Below are 22,966 nucleotides of genomic sequence, written 5' to 3' on the forward strand. Positions count from 1 at the left end.
GGGGCCTTGCGCCGCGCCGAGGCTTAACCGAAATAAGCACCGTAACTGTTGCTTTTGATTTCAGGAGATGGCCCATGGCCCGCGTTCTCGTTCTCTATCACTCGACCTATGGCCATATTGAAACGATGGCTGAAGCCATGGCTGAGGGGGCGGGTTCGGTCGAGGGGGTGACCGTCGACATCAAGCGCGTGCCTGAAACCGTGCCGGAAGCGCTGGCCAAGGCCTCGCACTACAAGCTCGACCAGAAGGCGCCGATCGCTCAAATCGACGATCTGAAGGACTATGACGCCATCATCATCGGCGCCGGCACCCGGTTCGGTTCGGCCGCCTCGCAGATGCGCGCCTTCCTCGATCAGGCCGGGGGGCTGTGGTTTACCGGCGCGCTGATCGGCAAGATCGGCGGCGCCTTCACCGCCAGCGCCACCCAGCACGGCGGGCAGGAAACCACCTTCCAGGGCCTGCACAACTTCTTCATGCACCATGGCATGCCGGTCGTGGGTCTGCCGTATTCCTATCAGGCCATGATGACCCTGGACTCGATCGAGGGGGGTTCGCCCTACGGCGCCACGACCATCACCGCCGGGGACGGCTCGCGCCAGCCGAGCGAGATTGAACTGGGCGGCGCCCGGTTCCAGGGTCGGCACATCGCCGAACTGGCGAAGAAGCTTCACGGCTAGGACGATGCGGCAACCGGCGATCTTCTTCGGGCACGGCTCCCCCATGAACGCGTTGGGCGGTCCCTATGCGGACGCCTGGCGTGCGCTGGGCGAGGCGCTGGGCAAGCCGAGGGGCGTCGTCATGATCTCGGCCCACTGGGAAACCGGAGGGCTGGGCGTGACCGCGCAGGCGAAACCGGAAACCATCCATGATTTCGGCGGCTTCCCCGCTGAACTGCATGCGATGCAGTATCCGGCGCCAGGATCGCCGGCCCTGGCCGCGCGGGTCGCTGAACTGACCGGCGCGACGCAGACGGATCAGTGGGGTCTGGATCACGGAACCTGGTCCGTGCTGGCTCACGTCTGGCCCGAGGCCGATGTGCCGGTCGTGCAGCTTTCGCTGAACCGGCGGCTGACCGCGCGCGAACATTTCGAGCTCGCCAAACGCTTGGCGCCGCTGAGGGATGAGGGCGTGGTCATCGCGGGGTCGGGCGACTTCGTGCACAACCTGCGCACCTGGAAGCGCGCCGGCGGCGAACCCTATGACTGGGCGACCCATTTCAACGAGGCGGTGAAGGCCGCCCTGGTGAGCGGCGACGACGACGCCCTGATCGGCTGGGTCGATCTGGCGGAGGACGCCCAGCTCAGCGTGCCGACGGACGAGCACTATCTGCCGCTGCTCTACATCGCCGCCCAGCGTGCGCCGGGCGACGATGTGAGCTTCTTCAACGACGTCATCGAGGGCGGCTCGATCTCGATGACGGGCGTCAGGATCGGCTGATCAGCTTTTCCGGATGTTCGCATCGACCGACCACGGGCCGGGACCCGCGGCGACGAAATACAGCCAGACGAAGCAGTACAGGGCGATCGTCTCGCCGCCGTTGCCGATCGGGAAGGGACCGTTCGGCGCGTGGATCAGCCAATAGCCGACGGCTGAGAAGCCGGAAGCGAGGAAGGCGACGGGGCGGGTGAACAGGCCAAGCACCAGCAGAACGCCGAAGACCAGCTCCAGAGGACCGGACAGGCCCGCGAGGCTGAGCCCCGGCGCCGGGACGCCGTCGACGGCCGGGAAACCGAGCACCTTGGCGGTGCCGTGGCACACGAACAGCAGGCCCGCGACGATGCGCAGGACGCTGAGCAGTTGCGGCTGATAGGCCGAGAATTTGTTGAACATTGAACCCTCCCTGTTTGCTTTCAGAAGCAGGGACTGTGAGCCGGAGTCGGCCGACAGGACAATGTTCTCCCTCAGGCCGCCTTGTCGACCTCGGCCATTTGCTGGATCGCGACGTAGTCGGTCTTGCCCGTGCCCAGCACCGGCACCTCGACCACGCGCATGATCTTCTTGGGCACCGCCAGTTCCGGGGCGCCGTGTTCACGGGCCCATTCGGCCAGTTTCGACACCTCGGCGTCCTTGCGGTCCGTGACCAGCACCAGCTTCTCGCCCTTGCGGCTGTCGGGGATGGAGACGACGGCGTGGCGGGCTTCGGGCCAGACGGCGCTGGCCAGACCTTCCACGGCGGTCAGCGACACCATCTCGCCACCGATCTTGGCGAACCGCTTCACCCGGCCGAGAATGGTGATGTAACCGTCGGCGTCCAGATCGACGATGTCGCCCGTGTCATGCCAGCCGTCGACCAGGGGCTCGATCTTGCGAGGATCGTCCGGCGACAGATAGCCCTCCATGACGTTCGGCCCGCGCAGATACAGGCGGCCGCCCTCGGTGATGCCGGGCACCTCTTCGAGCTTCCATTCCATGCCGGGCAGGATCTGTCCGACCGTGCCGGGGCGGTTCCGGTCGGGGTGGTTCACGGCCACGACCGGCGCGGCTTCCGTCGCGCCATAGCCTTCCAGAAGCTTCAGGCCATGGAAGCGGGTGTTGAACAGATGATGGGTCTCGTCGCGCACCCGCTCGGCGCCGGCGACAACGAATTGCAGCGTGTCGAAGTCGTCCGGCCCGGCGACGCGAGCGTACTGATTGAGGAAGGTATCGGTCGCGAACAGGATCGAGGCCTTCACCTGCGGCAGCAGTTCAACGATCTGTTTGGCGTGCAGCGGCGACGGATACTGGAAGGCCTTCATCCCCTGCAGCAGCGGCAGCAGCACCCCGCCGGTCAGGCCGAAGCAGTGGAAGGTGGGCAGCGGGTTGAACATCACCCACTCCGGCTTCAGGTGGATGTGCTGACCCACCTGACGGCAGTTGGCGACCAGATTCGCCTGGCTCAGCACCACGCCCTTGGGCGCGCCGAAGCTGCCGGAGGTGAACAGCACCACGCCGGGCGCGTGCGGATCGGCTTTCACCAGGAACCGCCGGGGCATCAGGCCGGCGGCGAGGCCGTACAGCTTGTCCTGCAAGCCGATCGTCTCGCGCACGTCGTCCAGCCAGACGATCTGCGCCACGGTCTCGATGTCGGTGATCAGGTCTTCGAGCTTGGCCTGCTGAATGAAGCGTCTGGCGGTCAGGACCTTCTTCACGCCCGCCGCGGCCAGCGCCGCCTTGATGTTTCGCTCGCCGGCGGTGAAGTTGATCATCACCGGCACCCGGCCGTGCGCATGCAGGCCGAAGAAGGTGACGACCGTCCCCATGCTGGACGGCAGCAGGATGCCGACCCGCTCCTCCAGCGTCGTCATCGCCGCGATCTTGCGCCCCAGAACGAAGGCGGCGCGGATCAGGCCGGTATAGGTCAGGGGTTTGCGATCCTGATCTTCCAGGATCTCCTTGTCGCCATAGGTTTCGCGCGCGGCGATCAGGGCTTCGAAAAGGCCTTGTTCGCCGACCTCGGCATCAAGCGGTACGCGCAAAATCCATCCTCCGTCGGCGCGTTACCCCGCGCCCGTGCTTTGAGCCGGGCAAACTAGAGCGCGCCGTTGACCTTGAAAAGATGCGTTACCTTGCGTGAGGTTCCCTCACGCCTTGCCATTGCTGTACGGAAGGACGACATACCGCCTTCAAGCCCCCGGAGCCCGAGCCCGCCTTGGTCACCCTGATCGACACGTTGAAGAAGACGCCGTCCGAACTGCGTCACCCGGAAAAGCAGAACCGCCCGGAGAGCGCGGTTCTGAAGAAGCCGGACTGGCTGCGGGTCAAGGCGCCCGGATCGGGCCAGTACAATGCCACGCGCGAGATCGTGCGCTCCAAGGGGCTGGTGACGGTCTGTGAAGAGGCCGCCTGTCCGAACATCGGCGAGTGCTGGAGCCAGAAGCACGCCACCCTGATGATCATGGGCGATACCTGCACGCGGGCCTGCGCCTTCTGCAACGTGAAGACCGGCCTGCCTCAGCCGCTGGACCCCGAAGAGCCCGGCAAGGTCGGTCTGGCGGTGTCTCAGATGGGCCTGAACCACGTGGTCATCACGTCGGTGGACCGGGATGACGTCTCCGACGGCGGCGCCGCCCACTTCGCCGAAGTGGTGCGCCAGATCCGCCTCCAGGCCCCCGGCACCACCATCGAAATCCTGACGCCCGACTTCCTGCGCAAGGACGGGGCGGCGGCCGTGATGATCGACGCGACGCCCGACGTCTTCAACCACAACCTCGAAACCGTCCCCCGCCTGTATCTCAAGATCCGGCCGGGCGCCCGCTACTTCCACAGCCTGCGCCTGCTGCAGATGGTCAAGGAGCGCGACCCCAACCAGTTCACCAAGTCCGGCATCATGGTCGGTCTGGGCGAGACCAAGGAAGAGGTCATGCAGGTGATGGACGACATGCGGTCCGCCGGAGTCGACTTCATCACCATCGGCCAGTATCTGCAGCCGACCCGCAAGCACGCCGCGATCGAGCGCTTTGTCACGCCGGAAGAGTTCAAGGCCTATGAGGCGATCGCCCGGGCCAAGGGCTTCCTGATGGTGTCGGCCAGCCCGCTGACCCGCAGCTCGCACCATGCCGGCGACGACTTCGCCCGGTTGAAGGCGGCGCGTCTGGCCCAGACCGGTCGCTGAGCCCCGCTTGGCCGTCCACCGCGTTACGAAAATCCTGCCCTATCAACCGGATCAGCTGGCGGAGCTGGTCGCGGACGTGAAGGCCTATCCGACCTTCGTAAAATGGGTCACCGGCATGCGCGTCTGGAACGCGCGCGAGGAACAACCGGGCGTCACTGTGGTGGATGCGGAGGCCTCCGTCGGCTTTTCCTTTCTGACCGAGCGGTTCTCGACCTGGGTGCGGCATGACCGCAATGCGCCTCTGGTCGAGGTCGGCCTGTTGCGCGGCCCCTTCCGGCACCTGAAGAACCGTTGGGCGTTCTTCCCGGATCCGCAGGGAACCCGGGTGGAATTCATGATCGACTTCGCGTTCAAAAGCCCGCTGTTGAACGGCATGCTCCAGGCCAATTTCGACCGCGCGGTTTCGGCCCTGATGTCCAGTTTCGAGGCCGAGGCGGCGCGCCGCTACGGGAACAGGTCATGAGCTTCGACTTCGACGCGACGGTCGTGGGCGCCGGCGCGGTCGGGCTGGCGTGCGGTCGGGCGCTGGCGAAGCGCGGACTGACGGTGCTGGTGCTGGAGGCGGCGCCGCACATCGGGCAGGGCGTCTCCTCGCGCAACAGCGAAGTCATCCACGGCGGGCTCTACTATCCGACCGGCTCCCTGAAGGCGCAGTTCTGCGTCGAGGGCCGTCGGGCTCTCTACGCCTTCCTCGACAGTCACAAGATCGACTACCGCAAATGCGGCAAGCTGGTCGTGGCGACGGAGGAAGCCGAGGTCGAGCGAATCGAGGCGATCTTTCAGCAGGCCAGCGCCAACGGCGTCGAAGGGCTGGAGCACCTGACTGGCGCGCAAGCGCGGGCGCTGGAACCGGGGCTGAACGCCTACGCGGCCATCCTGTCGCCCGAGAGCGGCCTGTTCGCCAGTCATGACTACATGCTGGCCCTGCAGGGCGAGATCGAGGACGCCGGCGGCTCTGTGGTCATCTCCACCCCGTTCGAACGGGCCCAGCCCCTGCCGGACGGCGGTTTCACGCTCACGGCCGGAGGGGAGGGCGGGGCGACCCTGACCACCCGACTGCTGGTCACTGCGCCGGGACTGCAGGCGCAGGACGTCGCGGCCCGGATCGAGGGCTTTCCGATCGACCGCATTCCCGAGGGCCATTTCGGCAAGGGCGTCTATTTCCGCCTGACCGGCAAGGCGCCCTTCGAGCGGCTGATCTATCCGCCGCCCATCCCCGGCGCGCTGGGCACCCACTACCGCAAGGACCTGGGCGGGCAGGCGGTGTTCGGGCCTGATCTCGTCTATGTGGAGACCGAGGATTACTCCGTCGATCCCGCCAAGGCGGCGGAGTTCGAACACTATATCCGGCGCTTCTGGCCGGGGCTGCCCGAAGGCGCGCTGACGCCCGACTACGCCGGCATCCGACCCAAGCTTCATGGCCAGGGAGAGCCGCAGCCGGACTTCCAGTTGCGCGGACGCGAGGATCACGGGATGGACGGCCTGGTGGCCCTGTTCGGCATCGAGAGTCCCGGCCTGACCAGTTCGCTGGCCATCGGCGAGGCGGTGGCGGAGATGCTGACGGGTGACTGATCTGACGATCCGGGACGCGGTCGCGTCGGACATTCCCGCCCTGCATGCGCTCATCGAAAGCGCCTATCGCGGCGAGGCGTCGCGCGCGGGGTGGACGACCGAGGCCGATCTGCTGGAGGGCCAGCGCACCGATCCGGAGGATCTGGCGTCCATCCTGGCCGACCCGGAGCAGGGGTTGCTGACCGCTTGGGACGACGACCGGCTTGTCGGTTGCATCCTGATCGCGCGGCGCGGCGTGGGCGTCGGCTATTTCGGTATGTTGTCCGTGCGTCCGACACTGCAGAACGCCGGGGTGGGTCGCACGCTGGTTCAGATCGCCGAACAGACACTGGCGGACCGATTCGGCGCCCGGCGGGTGCGAATCTCCGTCATCCCGCAGCGCAGAACCCTGATCGGCTGGTACGAACGGCTCGGCTATCTGGCGACGGGCGAGACCCTGCCGTTTCCGTATGGCGACGAGCGATTCGGTCGCCCGCTGCGCAACGACCTGAGTTTTGTCGTGATGGAAAAGTCTCTGGACTAGGTCGCGGGCCAGTTCGCCATCATGACGACGCTGACGACCACCCACGCCAGCGGCAGGAACATCAGCGTCCAGGCGACCCGTTCCCACCTTAAGGCGAAGGCGGTCCATGCCCCGATCAGGCAGACCAGCAGGGCCACCGGCAGGGTCAGGTTGACCAGCACATAGGCGTTGGCGAAGGCCGCATCGTCCGTCGTGGTCGTGGACATCCCCGACATCAGGCCCCAGAAGAGCGCCAGCGGGATGGCGATCACGGACACGATGCTGTCGGCGATCAGCAGGCCTTTCAGCAAGGCGTTGCGGGGCGGTTTCGGCGACGCGAGGACTTCGGTCATGGCGTCAGAATGCCTCGCCGCGACAAGGGCTCCGCAACTGCCTTGAAATCGCCCGCGGGTTCATGCATAAGCCCGCGCTCGCTGGCGGCTCGTTCGGGCCGCCGCTATTGTTTTCGCGCCCTTGGCGCCCGACCAGAAGATTGAGACGGAAATGGCCGTTCCGAAGCGCAAAGTATCGCCCTCGCGTCGCAATATGCGCCGCGCCCACGACTCGCTGGGCACGAATGCCTATGTCGAGGACAAGGACACGGGTGAGCTGAAACGCCCGCACCACATCGACCTGAAGACCGGCACCTATCGCGGCCGTCAGGTTCTGACGCCGAAGGAAGACTAGTCTTCTGACGCGACCGGCTTCGGCCGGGCGAAAGATTTTAACGGCGCGCGATGACCTCGCGCGCCGTTTTCGTGCGTTTATGGGGCCAGACCCTCTTCTGGAGCGACCCATGATCCGCCGTCTTTTGCTGACCTCCGCCGTCATCGTCTCCATCGGAGGCTTGGTGGCCTGCAACCAGCCCGGGCCCGCCGCGCCGGCTGAACCCGCATCCGCTCCGACGCCGGAGACCCCGACTCCCGCGCCCTCCAATGTTCTGACGGCCAACGGCTTCGGACCCCTGCGCATCGGCATGAGCCGCGCCGAGGTGGAGACCGCCCTGGGCGCTGATTCCGATCCGGGCTCGGTCGGCGGCCCTGACCCGGCCGCCTGCGACATCTTCCACCCCGCCAATGCGCCCGAGGGGTTGCAGGTCATGGTTGAGAACGGCGTGTTGACCAGCGTCCGGCTGATCCGCGCGTCGACAGTGACCACGGATCGAGGCTTCAAGATCGGCGACCCCGCCGGAATGGTGAAGGCGGCCTATGGCGGCGCCGCCGAAATTGTTCCGCACAAGTACGTCGAGGCCCCGGCGGAATATGTGACCGTCTGGTCCGGCGCGGACCACACCAGCGCCGCCGCCCGAGGCCTCAAATACGAGATCGGGCAGGACGGGACCGTCCAGTCCATCGCCGGCGGCGGCCCGTCGATCAGCTACGTCGAGGGCTGCCTCTAGGCCCCCGGGACTTTCGAAAGTCAGCGTCACGGCGTCGGCGGAGCGATCCGCCGGCCCGTGATAGACGGCCTTGGTGCGGGGGTTCCTTGCCGTAGCGGGGCGCGACGGGCTAAACGCGGCGTCTGACCGCCGCCTCGTAGAGCAGAGCCCTCCCATGACCGACATCGCCGAAATCGTCGCCCGCCAGATCCTCGACAGCCGGGGCAATCCGACGGTGGAGGTAGACGTCGTCCTCGAGGACGGCAGCTTCGGCCGGGCGTCCGTGCCTTCGGGCGCGTCGACGGGCGCTCACGAGGCCGTCGAACTTCGTGACGGCGACAAGGACCTGTGGGGCGGCAAGGGCGTGCAGAAGGCCGTTGACGCCGTCAACGGCGAGATCTTCGACGCCCTGTCCGGCATGGATGCGGAAGACCAACGCCGGATCGACGAGGCCCTGATCGGTCTCGACGGCACCCTGAACAAGGGACGCCTGGGCGCCAACGCCATCCTCGGCGTCTCGCTGGCCTGCGCCAAGGCCAGCGCCATCAGTTCGAACCTGCCGCTGTACCGCTATCTGGGGGGCGTCTCGGCCCGGGTTCTGCCGACCCCGATGATGAACATCATCAACGGCGGCGCCCACGCCGATAACCCCATCGACATCCAGGAATTCATGATCCTGCCGACCGGCGCGGAGGACTTTTCGGAAGCCCTGCGCATGGGCGCGGAAATCTTCCATTCGCTGAAGAAGGCCCTCAAGGACGCGGGCCACAACACCAACGTCGGTGACGAGGGCGGCTTCGCTCCGAACCTGCTGTCGGCCGAAGCCGCGCTGGAGTTCATCACCAAGGCCGGTCAGGCCGCCGGCTATCTGGCGGGCGAGGACTTCCATCTCGGCCTCGACGTCGCCGCCACCGAGTTCTTCAAGGACGGCAAATATGTGATGGCGGGCGAGGGCAAGTCCTTCGACGCCGACGGGATGGTCGGCTACCTGGCGGACCTGTGCGAGCGCTTCCCCATCGTCTCCATCGAGGACGGGTGCGCCGAGGATGATTTCGACGGCTGGAAGCTGCTGACGGACCGTCTGGGTGATCGGGTCCAGATCGTCGGGGACGACCTGTTCGTGACCAATCCGGCCCGCCTCGCCGCCGGGATCGGCGAAGGTCTGGCCAACTCGATCCTGATCAAGGTCAATCAGATCGGCACGCTTTCGGAGACTCTGGATGCGGTCGATATGGCCCATCGCGCCGGCTATACGGCCGTCATGAGCCACCGCTCGGGCGAGACCGAGGATTCCACCATCGCCGACCTGGCGGTTGCGACCAACTGCGGTCAGATCAAGACCGGCTCGCTGGCCCGTTCGGACCGCACGGCCAAGTACAACCAGCTGCTTCGCATCGAGGAAATGCTGGGCGACCAAGGCCTCTATTTCGGCGACGGCATGCTGCTGAAATAGGGAGGCCAATCCATGGCTTGACCGTAGAGTCTACGGTCAAGCTACGGTTTGTTAGGGCTTTTCGGTCATAACTCGTCAATCACGAGTTCACGCTCAGAAGGAGCGTCCGAAGTGCCCGATCGGATGAAGCCCTACATACCCTCCTGTATCCTGCTGTTTCTGATCGCCTATCTCGGTGTTCAGGCCCTGACGGGCGAGCGTGGGCTGCTGAGTGGCCATGAGCGGGACGCCCTGCTGGTCCGGCGCGAAGCCCAACTGGCCGAAATCCTTGAACAAAAGCAGGATCTGGAGGTGCGTATGCGCTTCCTGCGTCGCGACAGCCTGTCGCGCGACCTTCTGGAAGAGCGGGCGCGCGCCGTCCTCGGATTCGCCGACCCCCGCGACTACGTAATCCGGATCTCGCAGCCGATCGCCGAAGGCGCGTCCTCCCGGAAGTCGTGAACTTTAGTTACAGCTTTGCCGGGCCGCTTTGCGTTTCGGGAACGAAGGCTGCTAAAGCCCCTTTCCGTAACGACAAGCGTCCCTGCCTAGCGGGGTCCCACCGGGAGATCACGGATGGCGAAAGCCCCCGCCGCGAAGACTGATTCAAAGAAAATCCCCAACACGCCGACGGCCTCGAAAGAGGACCTGCTGCGCTTCTATCGCGAGATGGTGCTGATCCGTCGTTTCGAGGAGCGCGCGGGCCAGCTGTACGGCATGGGCCTGATCGGCGGCTTCTGCCACCTGTACATCGGCCAGGAGGCCGTGGCGGTGGGCGTTCAGGAGAGCGTCAAACAGGGTCACGACAAGATCATCACCGGTTACCGTGACCACGGCCACATGCTGGCCGCGGGCATGGACCCGAAAGAGGTCATGGCCGAGCTCACCGGCCGCATCGGCGGCTCGTCCAAGGGCAAGGGCGGTTCGATGCACATGTTCGACGTGCCGACCGGCTTCTACGGCGGCCACGGCATCGTCGGCGCCCAGGTGGCGCTGGGCACCGGCCTGGCCTTCGCGGGCAAGTACCGCGGCGATGATTCGGTCGCGTTCGTCTACTTCGGGGACGGCGCCTCCAACCAGGGCCAAGTCTACGAGAGCTTCAACATGGCCCAGCTGTGGAAGCTGCCGGCCATCTACATCATCGAGAACAACCAGTACGCCATGGGCACGAGCATCGAGCGCTCGTCGTCCACGACCGAGCTGTATCAACGCGGGTCCAGCTTCGGCATCCCGGGCGAGCAGGTCGACGGCATGGACGTCCTGGCCGTGCGCGACGCCGTGGCCCGCGCCGTGAAGCGCGCCCGCGAGGGCGGCGGTCCCTTCATCCTTGAAGTGAAGACCTACCGCTATCGCGGTCACTCCATGTCGGACCCGGCCAAATACCGGTCCAAGGAAGAGGTCGACGAGGTCAAGAAGACCCGCGACCCGATCGACCACGTCAAGATGCTGCTCGCCGAGGCCAAGGCCACGGATGACGAGCTGAAAGCGATCGACACCGAGATCAAGGCCATCGTCGCCGAGGCCGTTCAATTCGCCCAGGAGAGCCCGGAACCCGATCCGTCCGAGCTCTATACAGACGTCTACGTGGAGGCCTGATCCGTGACCGACATTCTGATGCCGGCGCTGTCCCCCACGATGGAAGAGGGCACGCTGACCAAATGGCACATCAAGGCCGGAGACGTCGTCTCCGCGGGCCAGGTGATCGCCGAGATCGAAACCGACAAGGCCACGATGGAAGTCGAGGCGGTGGATGAAGGCGAAGTGCTGGAAATCCTCGTGGCCGAGGGCTCCGAGAACGTGAAGGTCAACACGCCGATCGCCCGTCTGGCCGGCGAGGACGGCGCGTCTGCGCCGGCCCCGAAGGCGGACGCTGCCGCCGCTGAGGGCGACAAGGCCGAGGCGGATGCGCCCAAGGCCGCCGCCGAGGGCAAGACCGGCGATCCCGAAAAGGCCCCGGCCGAGACGGCCAGCCCCAAGGTCGAGCTGAAGGATCCGGAATTCCCGGACGGCACAAAGCTGGTCAAGACGACCATCCGCGACGCCCTGCGCGACGCGATGGCCGAGGAGATGCGTCGCGATGACCGCGTCTTCCTGATCGGCGAGGAAGTCGCCCAGTACCAGGGAGCCTACAAGGTCAGCCGCGAACTGCTGCAGGAGTTCGGCGACCAGCGGGTCGTCGACACCCCGATCACCGAGCACGGCTTCGCCGGCCTGGGCGTCGGGGCCGCGATGGCCGGCCTGAAGCCGATCGTCGAGTTCATGACCTTCAACTTCGCCATGCAGGCGATCGACCACATCATCAACTCGGCCGCCAAGACCCTGTACATGTCGGGCGGTCAGATCCGGGCCCCCATCGTGTTCCGCGGCCCGAACGGCGCCGCGTCGCGGGTCGGCGCCCAGCACAGCCAGGACTATTCGGCCTGGTACGCCCAGATCCCGGGCCTGAAGGTCATCGCGCCCTACGACGCGGCCGACGCCAAGGGCCTGATGAAGGCGGCGATCCGCGATCCCAACCCCGTCGTCTTCCTCGAGCACGAGATGATGTACGGGCTGGAGTTCGACGTGCCGGACGTCGAGGACTGGGTCGTGCCGATCGGCAAGGCCAAGGTTCGCCGCGAGGGCACGGACGTCACCATCACGGCGCACAGCCGCATGGTGGGCTTCGCCCTGCAGGCCGCCGAGAAACTGGCGGAGGAGGGCATCAGCGTCGAGGTCGTCGACCTGCGCACCCTGCGTCCGCTGGACACCGAGACCATCGTCGAAAGCGTCAAGAAGACCAGCCGTCTGGTCTCGGCCGAAGAAGGCTGGGGTCCGATGGGCGTCGGCGCCGAGGTCGTGGCCCGGGTCATCGAGCACGCGTTCGACTATCTGGATGCGCCGCCGCTGCGGGTGCACCAGGAAGACGTGCCGCTGCCCTATGCGGCCAATCTGGAAGCCCTGTCGCTGCCGGGCGTGGACAAGATCATCAAGGCCGTGAAGCAGGTGATGGCATGAGCGACCGCGAAGAATTCCTGCTGACGGTTCCCGACAGCGTCGCCGCCGATCCGGAAGCCGTCGAGATCCTGCGCATGTGGTGGTCGAAGCAGGAGCCGGTGATGTCGGTGAAGCCCGCCTTCAACGATCCGGCCCAGTTCGGACAGTTGCTGGCCATCGCGGCGCGCCACATGGCCTATGGCTACGCCGTGCGTCACGGCCACAACGAGAAGGAGGCGTACAACCGCATCCTTCAGGGGCTGAGCGACACCATCAAGGCCGATAGCGTCAAGACCGTCGCCGAGCCGATCGCACCGTCGCGGGGTGTCCAATGACCGACATCCTGATGCCCGCCCTGTCTCCGACCATGGAGGAGGGCGTCCTGACCAAATGGCACGTCAAGGCGGGCGATGTGGTCAAGGCCGGCGACGTGATCGCCGAGATCGAAACCGACAAGGCCACGATGGAAGTCGAGGCCGTGGACGAGGGCGAGATCACTGACATCCTCGTGGCCGAAGGGACCGAGGGCGTGAAGGTCAACACCCCCATCGCTCGCCTGAAGGACGAAGGCGGCGCCACGGCGCCGGCCCCGAAGGCGGACACGCCCAAGGCTGCGGACGCGCCCAAGGCCGAGGCCGCGCCCGAAGCGCCGAAGGCCGCCCCGGCTCCGGTCGCGGCGCCTGCCGCTGCAAAAACCGCGGACGGCGGACGCCTGTTCGCCTCGCCGCTGGCGCGTCGTCTGGCCGCCCAGAACGGCGTCGATCTGTCGTCGATCAAGGGCACCGGTCCGCATGGCCGGATCGTCAGGCGGGATGTGGACGCCGCCGGCAAGGGCGGCGCCAAGCCGGCCCAGGCCAGTGCTTCGGGGAGCGCCGCCGCCTCGGGCATCGCCTCGCGCCCCGTGCAGTCGCTGGCCCAGATGGGCATCCCGGACGGCAGCTACGACCTGATCCCGCTGGACGGGATGAAGAAGGCCATCGCCCGGCGCATGGTCGACGCCATCCAGCAGGTGCCGCATTTCCCGCTGTTCATCGATGTGGAGATCGACGCCCTGCTGGCCGCGCGCGCCAAGGTCAACGCCCTGCTCGAAAAGAGCGGTGTGAAGGTCTCGGTCAACGACTTCGTCATCAAGGCCGCCGCCATGGCCCTGAAGGCCGTGCCGGAAGCCAACGCCAGCTACACGCCCGAAGGCATCGCCATGCACCACAATGCCGACGTGGCGATGGCGGTGGCGATCGACGGCGGCCTGATCACCCCGATCATCCGCAAGGCGGAGCTGAAGTCGCTGTCGCAGATCGCGGTCGAGTCCAAGGATCTGGCCAGGCGCGCCCGTGACCGCAAGCTGAAGCCGGAAGAGTTCCAGGGCGGCACCTTCTCGGTGTCCAATCTCGGCATGTTCGGGATCAAGGCCTTCAGCTCCATCATCAACGAGCCGCAGGGCGCGATCATGAGCGTCGGCGCGGGCGAGCAGCGTCCGGTCGTCAGGAACGGCCAGCTGGCCGTCGCCACCGTCATGACGGTGACGATGACCTGCGATCACCGGGTCGTCGACGGCGCGACGGGCGCCCGCTTTCTGCAGGCGTTCAAGCCGCTGATCGAAGATCCCGTGACGATGCTGGCTTAGGGGCAGGGCAGGGCATGACCTCGGTCTATGACTTCACCGCCACCGGGATCGACGGGACCGAGGTCCCGCTGTCCCGGTTCGCGGGGAAGGCCCTGCTGATCGTCAACGTCGCCTCGCGCTGTGGGTTCACGCCCCAGTACGAAGGTCTCGAGACCCTGTCCCGCGACCTGGCTGACCGGCCCTTCGCGGTGCTGGGCTTTCCCTGCAACCAGTTCGGGGCGCAGGAGCCGGGCAAGGCGGACGAGATCGCCAGCTTCTGCTCCACGACCTACGGCGTCGACTTTCCCATGTTCGACAAGATCGAGGTCAACGGTCGGAACCGGCATCCGCTCTACGACTGGCTGACCAGCCAGAAGAAGGGCCTGCTGGGCAGCCGCGACGTGAAGTGGAACTTCACCAAATTCCTGACCGACCGGGAGGGCAGGGTGGTCGCCCGCTACGCGCCCCAGGTCGAACCCAAGGCCATCAAGGCCGACATCGAGAAGTTGATCTGACCATGGCTGCTGAATTCGATCTCGTCATCATCGGTTCGGGCCCGGGCGGCTATGTCGCCGCCATTCGCGCCTCGCAGCTGGGCCAGAAGGTCGCCATCGTCGAGCGCGAGTCGCTGGGCGGCATCTGCCTGAACTGGGGCTGTATCCCGACCAAGGCCCTGCTGAAATCGGGCGAGAAGTACGAAAGCCTCTCGCACCTGAAGGACTACGGCCTGTCGGCGACCGGCGCGTCATTCGACTTCGACGCCATCATCCAGCGTTCGCGCGGCGTGGCGGCGACGATGAACAAGGGCGTCGCCTTCCTGATGAAGAAGCACAAGGTCGAGGTGATCGAGGGCGAGGCGAAGCTGGAGAAGGGCGCAGGGGCGCCCAAGGTCGTCATCGCCCTGAAGGCCGGCGGTTCGCGCTCGGTCGAGGCGAAGGCGGTCATGCTGGCCGTCGGCGCCCGCGCCCGCGCCCTGCCGCAGATCGGCCTCGAGGCCGACGGCGACAAGATCTGGGCCTATCGCGACGCCTTGGCCCCCAAGACGCTTCCCAAGACTTTCGTGGTCATCGGCTCGGGCGCGATCGGTCTGGAGTTCGCCAGCTTCTACAGGGCCTTGGGCTCGGAAGTGACCGTCGTGGAAGCGCTGGAGCGGATCATGCCGGTCGAGGATGAAGAGGTGTCCAGGGCGGCCCAGAAGGCGTTCGAAAAACGCGGCATCAAATTCCGCGTCGGCGCCAAGGTGACCAAGGTCTCCAAAAGCGCTTCGGGCGTGAAGGTCGACGTCGAGGTCGCCGGCAAGGCCGAGGTTCTGGAGGCCGAGGTCTGTATCTCGGCCGTGGGCATCACCGCCAACACCGACGGTATCGGCCTGGAGGCGCTGGGCGTCGAACTGGATCGGGGCCACATCAAGATCGACGGCCACTGCCAGACCAACGTCAAGGGCCTGTTCGCCATCGGCGACTGCGCCGGCGCGCCCTGGCTGGCCCACAAGGCCTCGCACGAGGGCATCCACGCCGCCGAATACATCGCCGGCTACAAAACCCCCAACGTCGTGTCGCCCATCGCCGGCTGCACCTACACCCAGCCGCAGGTCGCCTCGGTCGGCGTGACGGAACAGGCCTGCAAGGCCGCCAACCGCGAGATCAAGGTCGGACGCTTCCCGTTCAAGGTGAACGGCAAGGCCGTCGCCGCCGGCGAGACCGAGGGCTTCGTCAAGACCATCTTCGATGCGAAGACCGGCGCCCTGATCGGCGCCCACATGATCGGCCACGAGGTCACCGAGATGATCCAGGGCTATGTCACCGCCATGACCATGGAAGCGACGGAAGAGGACATGCACGGCATCGTCTATCCGCATCCGACCATGTCCGAAGCCATGCACGAGGCCCAGCTGGACGCCTACGGGCGGGTCCTGCACATCTGAGCGAGGGGCAGGGCGCCTAGCGCTTCTTTCCCAGTTCCGCGGCGATGTCCTTGACCATACGGCCCGCCTTGCGGTGGGCGGCGGTGATCTGGTCGCGGGTCACGCCCCAGCGTTTCATCCAGTATTCGACGGCCTGACGCTCGGACAGGTCAAGCCGGTCCTTGTCGATAAAGCCGCGCTTGTCCTTGAGACCCGCCATGTTCGCACCCGTCGTCCAATGTGACCCCAGAGGTACGCCGATGGGGCGCCTCAGTGAAGCTCTGAACGTCGGACGCCCGGTGTCTTGCGGATGCAGCGTACCGGCATTCCGTTTATCGCCTAAGATATATTATGCGAAATAACCAGCCCGAGGCTCGACGCTCACGGTGCGCCTTCCGGTCTGTGGCGGCGCTTCTGGCGCTATGCAGATCGACACCAACGCTGTGCCGGCCCTCCGGCGTCGGGGTTCGTTCCCCGGATTGCAGGACGGCCGGCTTTCGGTGACGGGCGGCGTTCGATACAAAAATGCGTGCCATCGATCGATCAGACCCACACCATCGACGACCTCAGAACTGTCGCGCGTCGTCGACTGCCGCGGCCCATTTTCGATTATCTGGACGGCGGCGCCGACGACGAATGGTCGCTGGCGCGCAACGTCGATGCCTTTTCGGACTATGAGATCGTCCCGGACGTGCTGACCGACGTGTCGTCGATCCGGACCGCGACGACCGTTTTCGGACAGCCCGCCGCCTGGCCGCTGATGCTTTCCGCGACAGGCCTGACCCGCATGTTCCATGGGTCTGCGGAACCGGCCGTCGCCCGGGCGGCGGCCGCTGAAGGCCTCCCCTACTGTCTGTCAACGATGGGCACGACCCGGCTGGAGGATCTGGCCGCCGCGGTCCCTGCCCCGCTGCTTTTCCAGATCTATGTGTTCAGGGACCGCGGCCTCACGCGTGAGTTCGTCTCACGGTGCCGCGAGGCCGGTTACGCCGGGCTTTGTCTGACCGTCGACACGCCCGTTGCGGGCAACCGGCTGCGTGATCGCCGCAGCGGCCTGTCGCTGCCGCCCAGACTGACGGCGCGCTCCCTGCTGGACTTCGCCCTGCACCCGGGCTGGTCGATCCCCGCCCTGACGGGCGCGAAGTTCGATCTGGCCAACGTCAGTCACCGGACGGACGCCCTGGCGACAAATCCGATGAGCCTGTTCGATTTCATCGGCCGTCAGTTCGACCCCGGCCTGACGTGGCGCGACGTCGAATGGCTCGCATCGGAGTGGAACGGTCCTCTGGCGATCAAGGGGCTGATGACGCCGGAGGACGCCGCCCGCGCCGTCCGTTCAGGGGCGAGCGGCGTGATCCTCTCGAACCACGGCGGGCGTCAGCTGGACGGGGCGCCGGCGCCGATCGATCAGGTCGCCGCCGTGAGAGACGCCCTCGGCGACGGGCCGGACGTCATCTGTGACGGGGGCGTTCGCCGCGGCTCGGACATCGTCAAGGCGCTGGCCCTGGGCGCGACCGCCTGTTCCATCGGCCGACCGTATCTGTATGGCCTGGCGGCCGCCGGCGAGGCCGGGGTCGCGAGAACCCTCAGGATTTTGCGCGACGAATTCGAACGGACCCTCGCCCTGGCGGGCGTGCCGGGCATCCAGAGGCTGGAAAGACGTCACGTGCGACACAGGTCGCCGGGATAACGTCGGTCGGCGGGCGCGTGCGGATCGGTCAATGAAAACAGCCTGTCAGCAAACCGGACCGTCTTCTGGATGCCGCCCGCTCGGTCCAGGATGGCTGCCATGTCCGATATTGCCGATGCCGTTCTGGCGAACACGACCCGTGGCCCGGTGCGGGGGCGAAAGATCGACGGCGTCGCCCGGTATCTGGGCATTCCCTATGCCGCGGCGCCGGTCGGAAATCTGCGGTTTGCATTGCCGGAGCCGCATGCCGGTTGGGACGAGCCCCGGGACGCAACCGCGTTCGGGCCGACGGCGCCCTATCAGCTTCGCGATTTTCCGACCCTGGACCTGACGCCGCTGGTCGGATCCGGGTGGGTGCAGGGCGACGACTACCTCAATCTCAACATCTGGACCCCCGAGGGGGCGGACCGGTCGGGCCTGCCGGTGATGGTCTTCATCCACGGCGGCGCCTGGGTCGGCGGCGCGGGATCGGCGCCGGTGCAGGATGGCGCGTCCTTCGCCCGGAACGGCGTCGTCTGCGTGACCATCAACTACCGGCTGGGGATCGAGGGCTTCCTGCCCATTCCCGGCGTGCCCACCAATCTGGGTCTTCGCGATATGATCGCGGCGCTTCAGTGGGTGCGAGACAATATCGCCGGCTTCGGCGGCGACCCCGCCAATGTCACGGTCTTCGGCGAGTCGGCGGGCGCCATGTCGATCGGGGACCTGGTGGTCTCCCCCCTGGCGCGCGGCCTGTTCCGGCGCGCGATCCTGCAAAGCGGCCACGGGTCGATGGTCCGATCGGTCAGAACCATGCGGAAGGTCGTGAAGCGGCTGGCGAAGAGTCTGGGCGTATCCGCCGACGCAGCGGGATTTCGCTCGGCCAGCGTTCAGGCCGGGCTCGACGCGCAGGATGTCGTGCAGGCCCCGACCTCAGGTCTGGACATGCGCGGCGAGAACGGCCGCGACCCCGCCTATGGCCTGAGCAAATTCCTGCCGGTCCACGGCGATGACGTGATCCCCGTCCCTCCCCTGCAGGCCCTGGCGAAGGGTGCGGGCGCGGACGTCGATCTGCTGATCGGGACGAACGCCGAGGAGATGAACCTGTATTTCGTGCCGACCGGGGTTAAGGCGAAGCTGGGGCGGTTGCTCGCCTGGTTTCTGCTCAGCCGGACCGAGCGCGGCGCGTGGGGCATTCTCAAACGGTATGGATTGGGGCGAGCCGGCGTCCCGGGCGGCGCCGCCCTGACCCTCGCCCTGAGCGATCTGGTGTTCCGCTGGCCGGCGCGGGCCTACGCCCAGGCGCACCAGGGCCGCACCCATTTCTATGAAATGGACTGGCGTTCGCCCGCTCTCGGCGGAGAGCTTGGCGCCTGTCACGCCGTGGACGTGCCGTTCGTGTTCAACACCCTCGCTGTCGCGACGGGACCGATCGGCGTGCTGGGCCAGACTCCGCCGCCGCAGGCCTTGGCCGACAGCATCCACAAGGTCTGGATCGACTTCGCGCGGGACGGCTCGGCGCCCTGGCCCGAGTATGAGGCCCACACCCGGCAGGTCTACCAACTGGCCAAGGGGCGCGCCGAACCGGACACGGATTTTCCGATCGCGGCGACGTGGCGCGACTGAGTCGTCCGGCCGGTTCGCACTGCCGACCGACGCCCGCGAAGCGGCTTCGCGCTAAGTCTGGCTGCGGATCGGCATAGTCGGGGACCTTTCAGATAGGTCTGGCCGAGCGCACGTTCGCCTTAACGACCGGAGCAGATCCGGCGCATCCAGGGCGGAGACAAAGAAAATGCGCTTCATCACCATGCTCGCGGCCGGCGTTGGTCTGGCGGCCATGTCCAGCGGTATCGCCTCGGCGCAGACCGCGACGCAGGCCCCTCCAGCGGCGGCCGACCAAGCCACTTCGATCGACGACGTCATCGTCACGGCCCGCAAACGGTCGGAGCGCCTGATCGACGTGCCCGTCGCCGTCACCGCCGTCACCGCCGAGACGCTTGAGAACCGCCAGTTCACCTCGATCCGCGACATCGCCGCGGTCACGCCGGGCCTGAACATCAACTCCGACGCCGCCGGACGCGCCTTCATCTCCATCCGCGGCATCGGCACGACCCTGCTGGACACGGTCCAACCCGGCGTCGGCATCTTCGTGGACGGCGTCTACCAGCAGAACACCTCCTATCTGAACAGCCCGACCCTGGCCGTCGAACAGATCGAGGTCCTGCGCGGGCCGCAGTCGACCCTGTTTGGCCAGAACACCCTGGGCGGCGCCATCAACGTCACGACCAAGCCGCCGTCGGACGTCCTGGAAGGCAAGCTGACGGCGACGTATGCCGGGCCGGACAACTACTACATCGTCGGCGCCACCGTGGCGGGACCGATCGTGCCCGGCGTTCTGGCCGGTCGCCTGTCGGTCGGCACGCAGAGCCGCGACGGCTTCATCAGGAACAGCCTCCTCGGGTTCGACGACGCCAATCGGCTGGAGCAGAACACCGTCCGTGGCGCGCTCCGGTGGGAAGCCGGGCCGGCGGTGCTCAGCCTGAACGCCTACTATGACGAGGTGAACGGCACCAATCCGCTGTACGCCGTCACCGCCGGACCACAGGTCTACGTCGACGACGCCCAGACCAATTTCCGCAGCATCGCCAACTACCAGTACAGCGGCGTCAATGGCCGTCTGCAGGTCCCCTTGAGCGAGCAGCACGACCTGACCGTCGTCGCGTCCTATGACAAGCGCGACTCGGACAGCGACAGCGACGGCGACTTCCAGCCGATCAATCTGTTCCGCTCGACCGGCGAGAGCACTCTCGAAACCAGAAGCGTCGAGGCCCGCATCGACAGCCGCTGGAGCGATGACGTCACCTCCGTGATCGGTGTGTTCAAGTCGAACCAGACGCAGGACCAGACCTCGGCGACCCTGGTGGTGCCGGCGAACCTGAGCGTGCCGGCCTTCGCCAACTCCGACGCGGACATCTGGGCTGTCTTCGGCACCGCCTTCTGGAACATCCAGCCCGACCTCGAGCTGACGGTCGGGCTGCGCTACGACCACCAGCAGATCGATTTCCAAAGCGCGCGGAACTCCAGCTACGAGGCGGAGGAGGTCCAGCCCCGGATCGCGCTTCGCAAGCGGCTCGACGACAACCACATGATCTACGCCTCCATCGCGCGTGGCTTCCGCGGGGGCGGCACCAACGGCCCGGGCGCGCCGAATCTGACCTATGACGGCGACTCGGTCTGGACCTACGAGATCGGGACCAAGCTCAGCAGCGAGGACCGCCGCGTGTCGTTGCAGGGCGCGGTCTTCTACAACGACTACAAGGACATCATCGCCGCCAACAGCCTTGCGCCCTCGACCACCGGGGCGGGCATCGTCGGCATCAACCTGAACACCGGCGACGCGCGGTCCTACGGCGTGGAAGCTGAAATCACCGCCGACCTGACCGACGCCTGGACGATCCGCGCCAGCGGCCTGCTTCAGAACGCCCGCATCACCGACGACACGCGCTATCGCCAGACGACCGGTCGCCTGCTGCCCACTGATCGCATCCCGTTCCAGCCGGACTGGACCCTGAGCCTGCAGAGCGACTACGTCGTGCCGCTGGGCCGCGGTGAGCTGACGTTCTCGGGTGGCGTCGTGGGCAAGGGCGACCGGATCGGCGCCGGTCTGTCGGACACCTTCGCGCCGGAACTGGACAGCTATTTTCTGGCGAACGCGACGATCTCGTACCGGGTCGACGGCATCGAGTTCGCCGTCTTCTCCAACAACCTGTTCGACGAAGAGTATTACGAATCCTACATCGACAGCTCCACCCTGACCGCCGCCGGTCTGCCGGCGCTGGGCAGTCTGGGGCAGATCGGCGACGGTCGGCGCGTCGGCGTGCGCGTGGGATACAGTTTCTAGATCAGCCGGGTTGGAACGACAGTGAACGCTTTGCCTCTCTCGCGGGACCCGACCCGCCTCCCCGATGGCTTCGTCGATAATTTGCGGAGTCTCTTCGGTGAACGCCTTCACCTCGGCGAGGCGATGCGGTCCCAGCACGGATCCAGCGAGGCGCATTTCGACACCGTCCTGCCGGATGCTGTCGTCTTCGCCCTGTCGACCGAGGACGTTGTGGCGGCGGTCAAGCTGTGCGGCGAGGCCGGCGTCCCCATCATCGCCTACGGCGCCGGCACCTCGATCGAGGGCAACACCACCCCGGTCAACGGCGGTCTGACCATCGACCTGTCCCTGATGGACCGGATCGTCCAGGTGAACGCCGAGGATTTCGACGTCACCGTTCAGGCCGGGGTGCGTCGGGAGCAACTGAACGAACACCTGCGCGACGTGGGCCTGTTCTTCCCCATCGATCCGGGGGCCAACGCCACGATCGGCGGCATGGCCTCGACGCGGGCGTCGGGCACCAATGCGGTGCGATACGGCACCATGCGCGAGGCGGTGTTGTCGCTGAGGGTCGTGACCCCGGACGGGCGCGACATCCGCACGGCGCGCCGGGCCCGCAAATCGGCCGCCGGCTATGATCTGACCCGGCTGTTTGTCGGATCCGAAGGGACGCTGGGCATCATCACCGAGGTCACCCTTCGGCTGCACGGCATTCCGGAATCGATCCTCTCGGCCGTGTGCAGCTTCGACTCCCTGGCGGGAGCCGTCGACACAGTGGTTCAGTCCATCCAGTTGGGCGTGCCGCTCGCGCGGGTCGAAATTCTGGACGACGTCCAGATGCGGGCGGTCAACGCCTGGTCAAAGCTCGACTACCCGGAGAAGACGACGCTCTTCTTCGAATTCCACGGCTCGGAGCGATACGTCCAGGAACAGGTCGAGACGGTCTCGGCCCTGGCGTCGGACAACGGCGGCGGCGAGTTCCAGTGGTCCAGCCTGCCCGAGCAGCGCGCCAGGCTATGGAAGGCGCGGCACGAGGCCTATTACGCGGCGATCGGCCTGCGCAAAGGCTGCGTCGGCTGGCCTACCGACGTCTGCGTTCCGATCAGCCGCCTGGCGGAGTGCATCACCCAGACCAAGGCCGACCTGGAGGCGGCCTCCATCCCCGGCCCCATCCTGGGTCACGTCGGCGACGGCAATTTCCACGTCGTCTTCGTCATCGACCCGAACAGGCCCGAAGAGGCGGCCGAGGCTGAGGCTCTCAACCGTCGTCTCGTGCAGCGCGCGCTCGACATGGACGGCACCTGCACCGGCGAGCACGGCATCGGCCTGGGCAAGCAGGACTGGCTGGTGGCCGAGCTGGGCGACGCCGTGGATATCATGCGCACGCTGAAGCGGGCCATGGACCCGCAAAACCTGTTCAACCCGGGGAAGATCTTCAGCCTCTGAACCCTGCGGCTGAACCT

At 66.5% G+C, this 22,966-nt stretch carries 24 protein-coding genes; 20 read left to right on the top strand and 4 right to left on the bottom strand.

The window, feature by feature from the left end:
• The first annotated feature begins 74 nt into the window (after positions 1 to 74).
• Entirely contained in the window at positions 75 to 677 is a 603-nt protein-coding gene (gene wrbA, locus ACW174_RS14075; protein ID WP_492015060.1) for an NAD(P)H:quinone oxidoreductase, read from the top strand.
• Between the two features lie 4 nt (positions 678 to 681).
• Complete coding sequence (gene ygiD / locus ACW174_RS14080) at positions 682 to 1,437, top strand: 4,5-DOPA-extradiol-dioxygenase (RefSeq protein WP_492015061.1); 756 nt, start codon at positions 682 to 684, stop codon at positions 1,435 to 1,437.
• Here the strand turns inward: ygiD and ACW174_RS14085 are convergent, their stop codons facing one another.
• On the bottom strand, positions 1,438 to 1,830 hold the full coding sequence (locus tag ACW174_RS14085) for a DoxX family protein (RefSeq protein WP_492015062.1): 393 nt from the start codon (positions 1,828 to 1,830) through the stop codon (positions 1,438 to 1,440). It lies immediately after the preceding gene.
• A 71-nt stretch (positions 1,831 to 1,901) separates the two neighbouring features.
• Positions 1,902 to 3,458: an AMP-binding protein gene (locus ACW174_RS14090; RefSeq protein ID WP_492017292.1), complete on the bottom strand. Its 1,557-nt coding sequence runs from the start codon at positions 3,456 to 3,458 to the stop codon at positions 1,902 to 1,904.
• Positions 3,459 to 3,628: 170 nt separating this feature from the next.
• On the opposite strand from ACW174_RS14090, the gene lipA reads away from it, so the two are divergent.
• Genes lipA through ACW174_RS14110 form a run of 4 tightly spaced genes read left to right on the top strand, consistent with a single transcriptional unit; the run spans position 3,629 to position 6,686 of the window.
• Positions 3,629 to 4,591 carry a lipoyl synthase gene (gene lipA, locus ACW174_RS14095; protein WP_492015063.1) on the top strand — a complete coding sequence of 321 codons (963 nt, stop codon included), beginning with the start codon at positions 3,629 to 3,631 and terminating at the stop codon, positions 4,589 to 4,591.
• A 7-nt stretch (positions 4,592 to 4,598) separates the two neighbouring features.
• Positions 4,599 to 5,054, top strand: a complete 456-nt coding sequence (locus ACW174_RS14100; protein ID WP_492015064.1) for a type II toxin-antitoxin system RatA family toxin — start codon at positions 4,599 to 4,601, stop codon at positions 5,052 to 5,054.
• Positions 5,051 to 6,163, top strand: coding sequence for an NAD(P)/FAD-dependent oxidoreductase (locus ACW174_RS14105; RefSeq protein ID WP_492015065.1), 1,113 nt, complete (start codon positions 5,051 to 5,053; stop codon positions 6,161 to 6,163). The genes ACW174_RS14100 and ACW174_RS14105 overlap by 4 nt, the downstream gene beginning before the upstream one ends.
• Complete coding sequence (locus tag ACW174_RS14110; RefSeq protein ID WP_492015066.1) at positions 6,156 to 6,686, top strand: GNAT family N-acetyltransferase; 531 nt, start codon at positions 6,156 to 6,158, stop codon at positions 6,684 to 6,686. Before ACW174_RS14105 ends, ACW174_RS14110 begins: the two co-directional genes overlap by 8 nt.
• Here ACW174_RS14110 and ACW174_RS14115 read toward each other — a convergent pair.
• Positions 6,683 to 7,018, bottom strand: coding sequence for a hypothetical protein (locus ACW174_RS14115; protein ID WP_492015067.1), 336 nt, complete (start codon positions 7,016 to 7,018; stop codon positions 6,683 to 6,685). The two genes, ACW174_RS14110 and ACW174_RS14115, sit on opposite strands and share 4 nt — an antisense overlap.
• A gap of 151 nt (positions 7,019 to 7,169) precedes the next feature.
• On the opposite strand from ACW174_RS14115, the gene rpmF reads away from it, so the two are divergent.
• The 10 genes from rpmF (at position 7,170) to lpdA (ending at position 15,975) form a co-directional block, all read left to right on the top strand.
• On the top strand, positions 7,170 to 7,352 hold the full coding sequence (gene rpmF / locus ACW174_RS14120; RefSeq protein ID WP_259551443.1) for a 50S ribosomal protein L32: 183 nt from the start codon (positions 7,170 to 7,172) through the stop codon (positions 7,350 to 7,352).
• A 109-nt stretch (positions 7,353 to 7,461) separates the two neighbouring features.
• Complete coding sequence (locus ACW174_RS14125; protein WP_492015068.1) at positions 7,462 to 8,064, top strand: hypothetical protein; 603 nt, start codon at positions 7,462 to 7,464, stop codon at positions 8,062 to 8,064.
• A 154-nt stretch (positions 8,065 to 8,218) separates the two neighbouring features.
• The gene (gene eno, locus ACW174_RS14130; RefSeq protein ID WP_492015069.1) at positions 8,219 to 9,496 is read left to right on the top strand and encodes a phosphopyruvate hydratase; all 1,278 of its coding nucleotides are present in this window, start codon (positions 8,219 to 8,221) and stop codon (positions 9,494 to 9,496) included.
• Between the two features lie 123 nt (positions 9,497 to 9,619).
• Positions 9,620 to 9,937 (top strand): FtsB family cell division protein, encoded by a 318-nt coding sequence (locus ACW174_RS14135; protein ID WP_492015070.1) that lies wholly within the window; start codon positions 9,620 to 9,622, stop codon positions 9,935 to 9,937.
• Between the two features lie 114 nt (positions 9,938 to 10,051).
• A complete protein-coding gene (gene pdhA, locus ACW174_RS14140; RefSeq protein ID WP_492015071.1) occupies positions 10,052 to 11,071 on the top strand; it encodes a pyruvate dehydrogenase (acetyl-transferring) E1 component subunit alpha in 1,020 nt (339 codons plus the stop codon).
• A 3-nt stretch (positions 11,072 to 11,074) separates the two neighbouring features.
• The gene (locus ACW174_RS14145) at positions 11,075 to 12,469 is read left to right on the top strand and encodes a pyruvate dehydrogenase complex E1 component subunit beta (protein WP_492015072.1); all 1,395 of its coding nucleotides are present in this window, start codon (positions 11,075 to 11,077) and stop codon (positions 12,467 to 12,469) included.
• On the top strand, positions 12,466 to 12,783 hold the full coding sequence (locus ACW174_RS14150; RefSeq protein WP_492015073.1) for a DUF5076 domain-containing protein: 318 nt from the start codon (positions 12,466 to 12,468) through the stop codon (positions 12,781 to 12,783). The genes ACW174_RS14145 and ACW174_RS14150 overlap by 4 nt, the downstream gene beginning before the upstream one ends.
• Complete coding sequence (locus tag ACW174_RS14155) at positions 12,780 to 14,072, top strand: pyruvate dehydrogenase complex dihydrolipoamide acetyltransferase (protein WP_492015074.1); 1,293 nt, start codon at positions 12,780 to 12,782, stop codon at positions 14,070 to 14,072. Before ACW174_RS14150 ends, ACW174_RS14155 begins: the two co-directional genes overlap by 4 nt.
• 14 nt (positions 14,073 to 14,086) lie before the next feature.
• Complete coding sequence (locus tag ACW174_RS14160; RefSeq protein ID WP_492015075.1) at positions 14,087 to 14,566, top strand: glutathione peroxidase; 480 nt, start codon at positions 14,087 to 14,089, stop codon at positions 14,564 to 14,566.
• Between the two features lie 2 nt (positions 14,567 to 14,568).
• On the top strand, positions 14,569 to 15,975 hold the full coding sequence (gene lpdA / locus ACW174_RS14165) for a dihydrolipoyl dehydrogenase (RefSeq protein WP_492015076.1): 1,407 nt from the start codon (positions 14,569 to 14,571) through the stop codon (positions 15,973 to 15,975).
• 16 nt (positions 15,976 to 15,991) lie between these two features.
• Here the strand turns inward: lpdA and ACW174_RS14170 are convergent, their stop codons facing one another.
• Positions 15,992 to 16,174: a DUF3606 domain-containing protein gene (locus ACW174_RS14170; protein WP_013269402.1), complete on the bottom strand. Its 183-nt coding sequence runs from the start codon at positions 16,172 to 16,174 to the stop codon at positions 15,992 to 15,994.
• A gap of 309 nt (positions 16,175 to 16,483) precedes the next feature.
• Between ACW174_RS14170 and ACW174_RS14175 the strand changes: the two genes are divergently transcribed.
• The 4 genes from ACW174_RS14175 (at position 16,484) to ACW174_RS14190 (ending at position 22,949) form a co-directional block, all read left to right on the top strand.
• Entirely contained in the window at positions 16,484 to 17,644 is a 1,161-nt protein-coding gene (locus ACW174_RS14175) for an alpha-hydroxy acid oxidase (protein WP_492015077.1), read from the top strand.
• Positions 17,645 to 17,743: 99 nt separating this feature from the next.
• Entirely contained in the window at positions 17,744 to 19,249 is a 1,506-nt protein-coding gene (locus ACW174_RS14180) for a carboxylesterase/lipase family protein (RefSeq protein ID WP_492015078.1), read from the top strand.
• Positions 19,250 to 19,415: 166 nt separating this feature from the next.
• Positions 19,416 to 21,524, top strand: a complete 2,109-nt coding sequence (locus tag ACW174_RS14185) for a TonB-dependent receptor (RefSeq protein WP_492015079.1) — start codon at positions 19,416 to 19,418, stop codon at positions 21,522 to 21,524.
• Positions 21,525 to 21,647: 123 nt separating this feature from the next.
• Positions 21,648 to 22,949 (top strand): FAD-binding oxidoreductase, encoded by a 1,302-nt coding sequence (locus ACW174_RS14190; RefSeq protein WP_492015080.1) that lies wholly within the window; start codon positions 21,648 to 21,650, stop codon positions 22,947 to 22,949.
• Positions 22,950 to 22,966 lie beyond the last annotated feature (17 nt).

Source organism: Brevundimonas sp. AVps31, assembly GCF_058681355.1.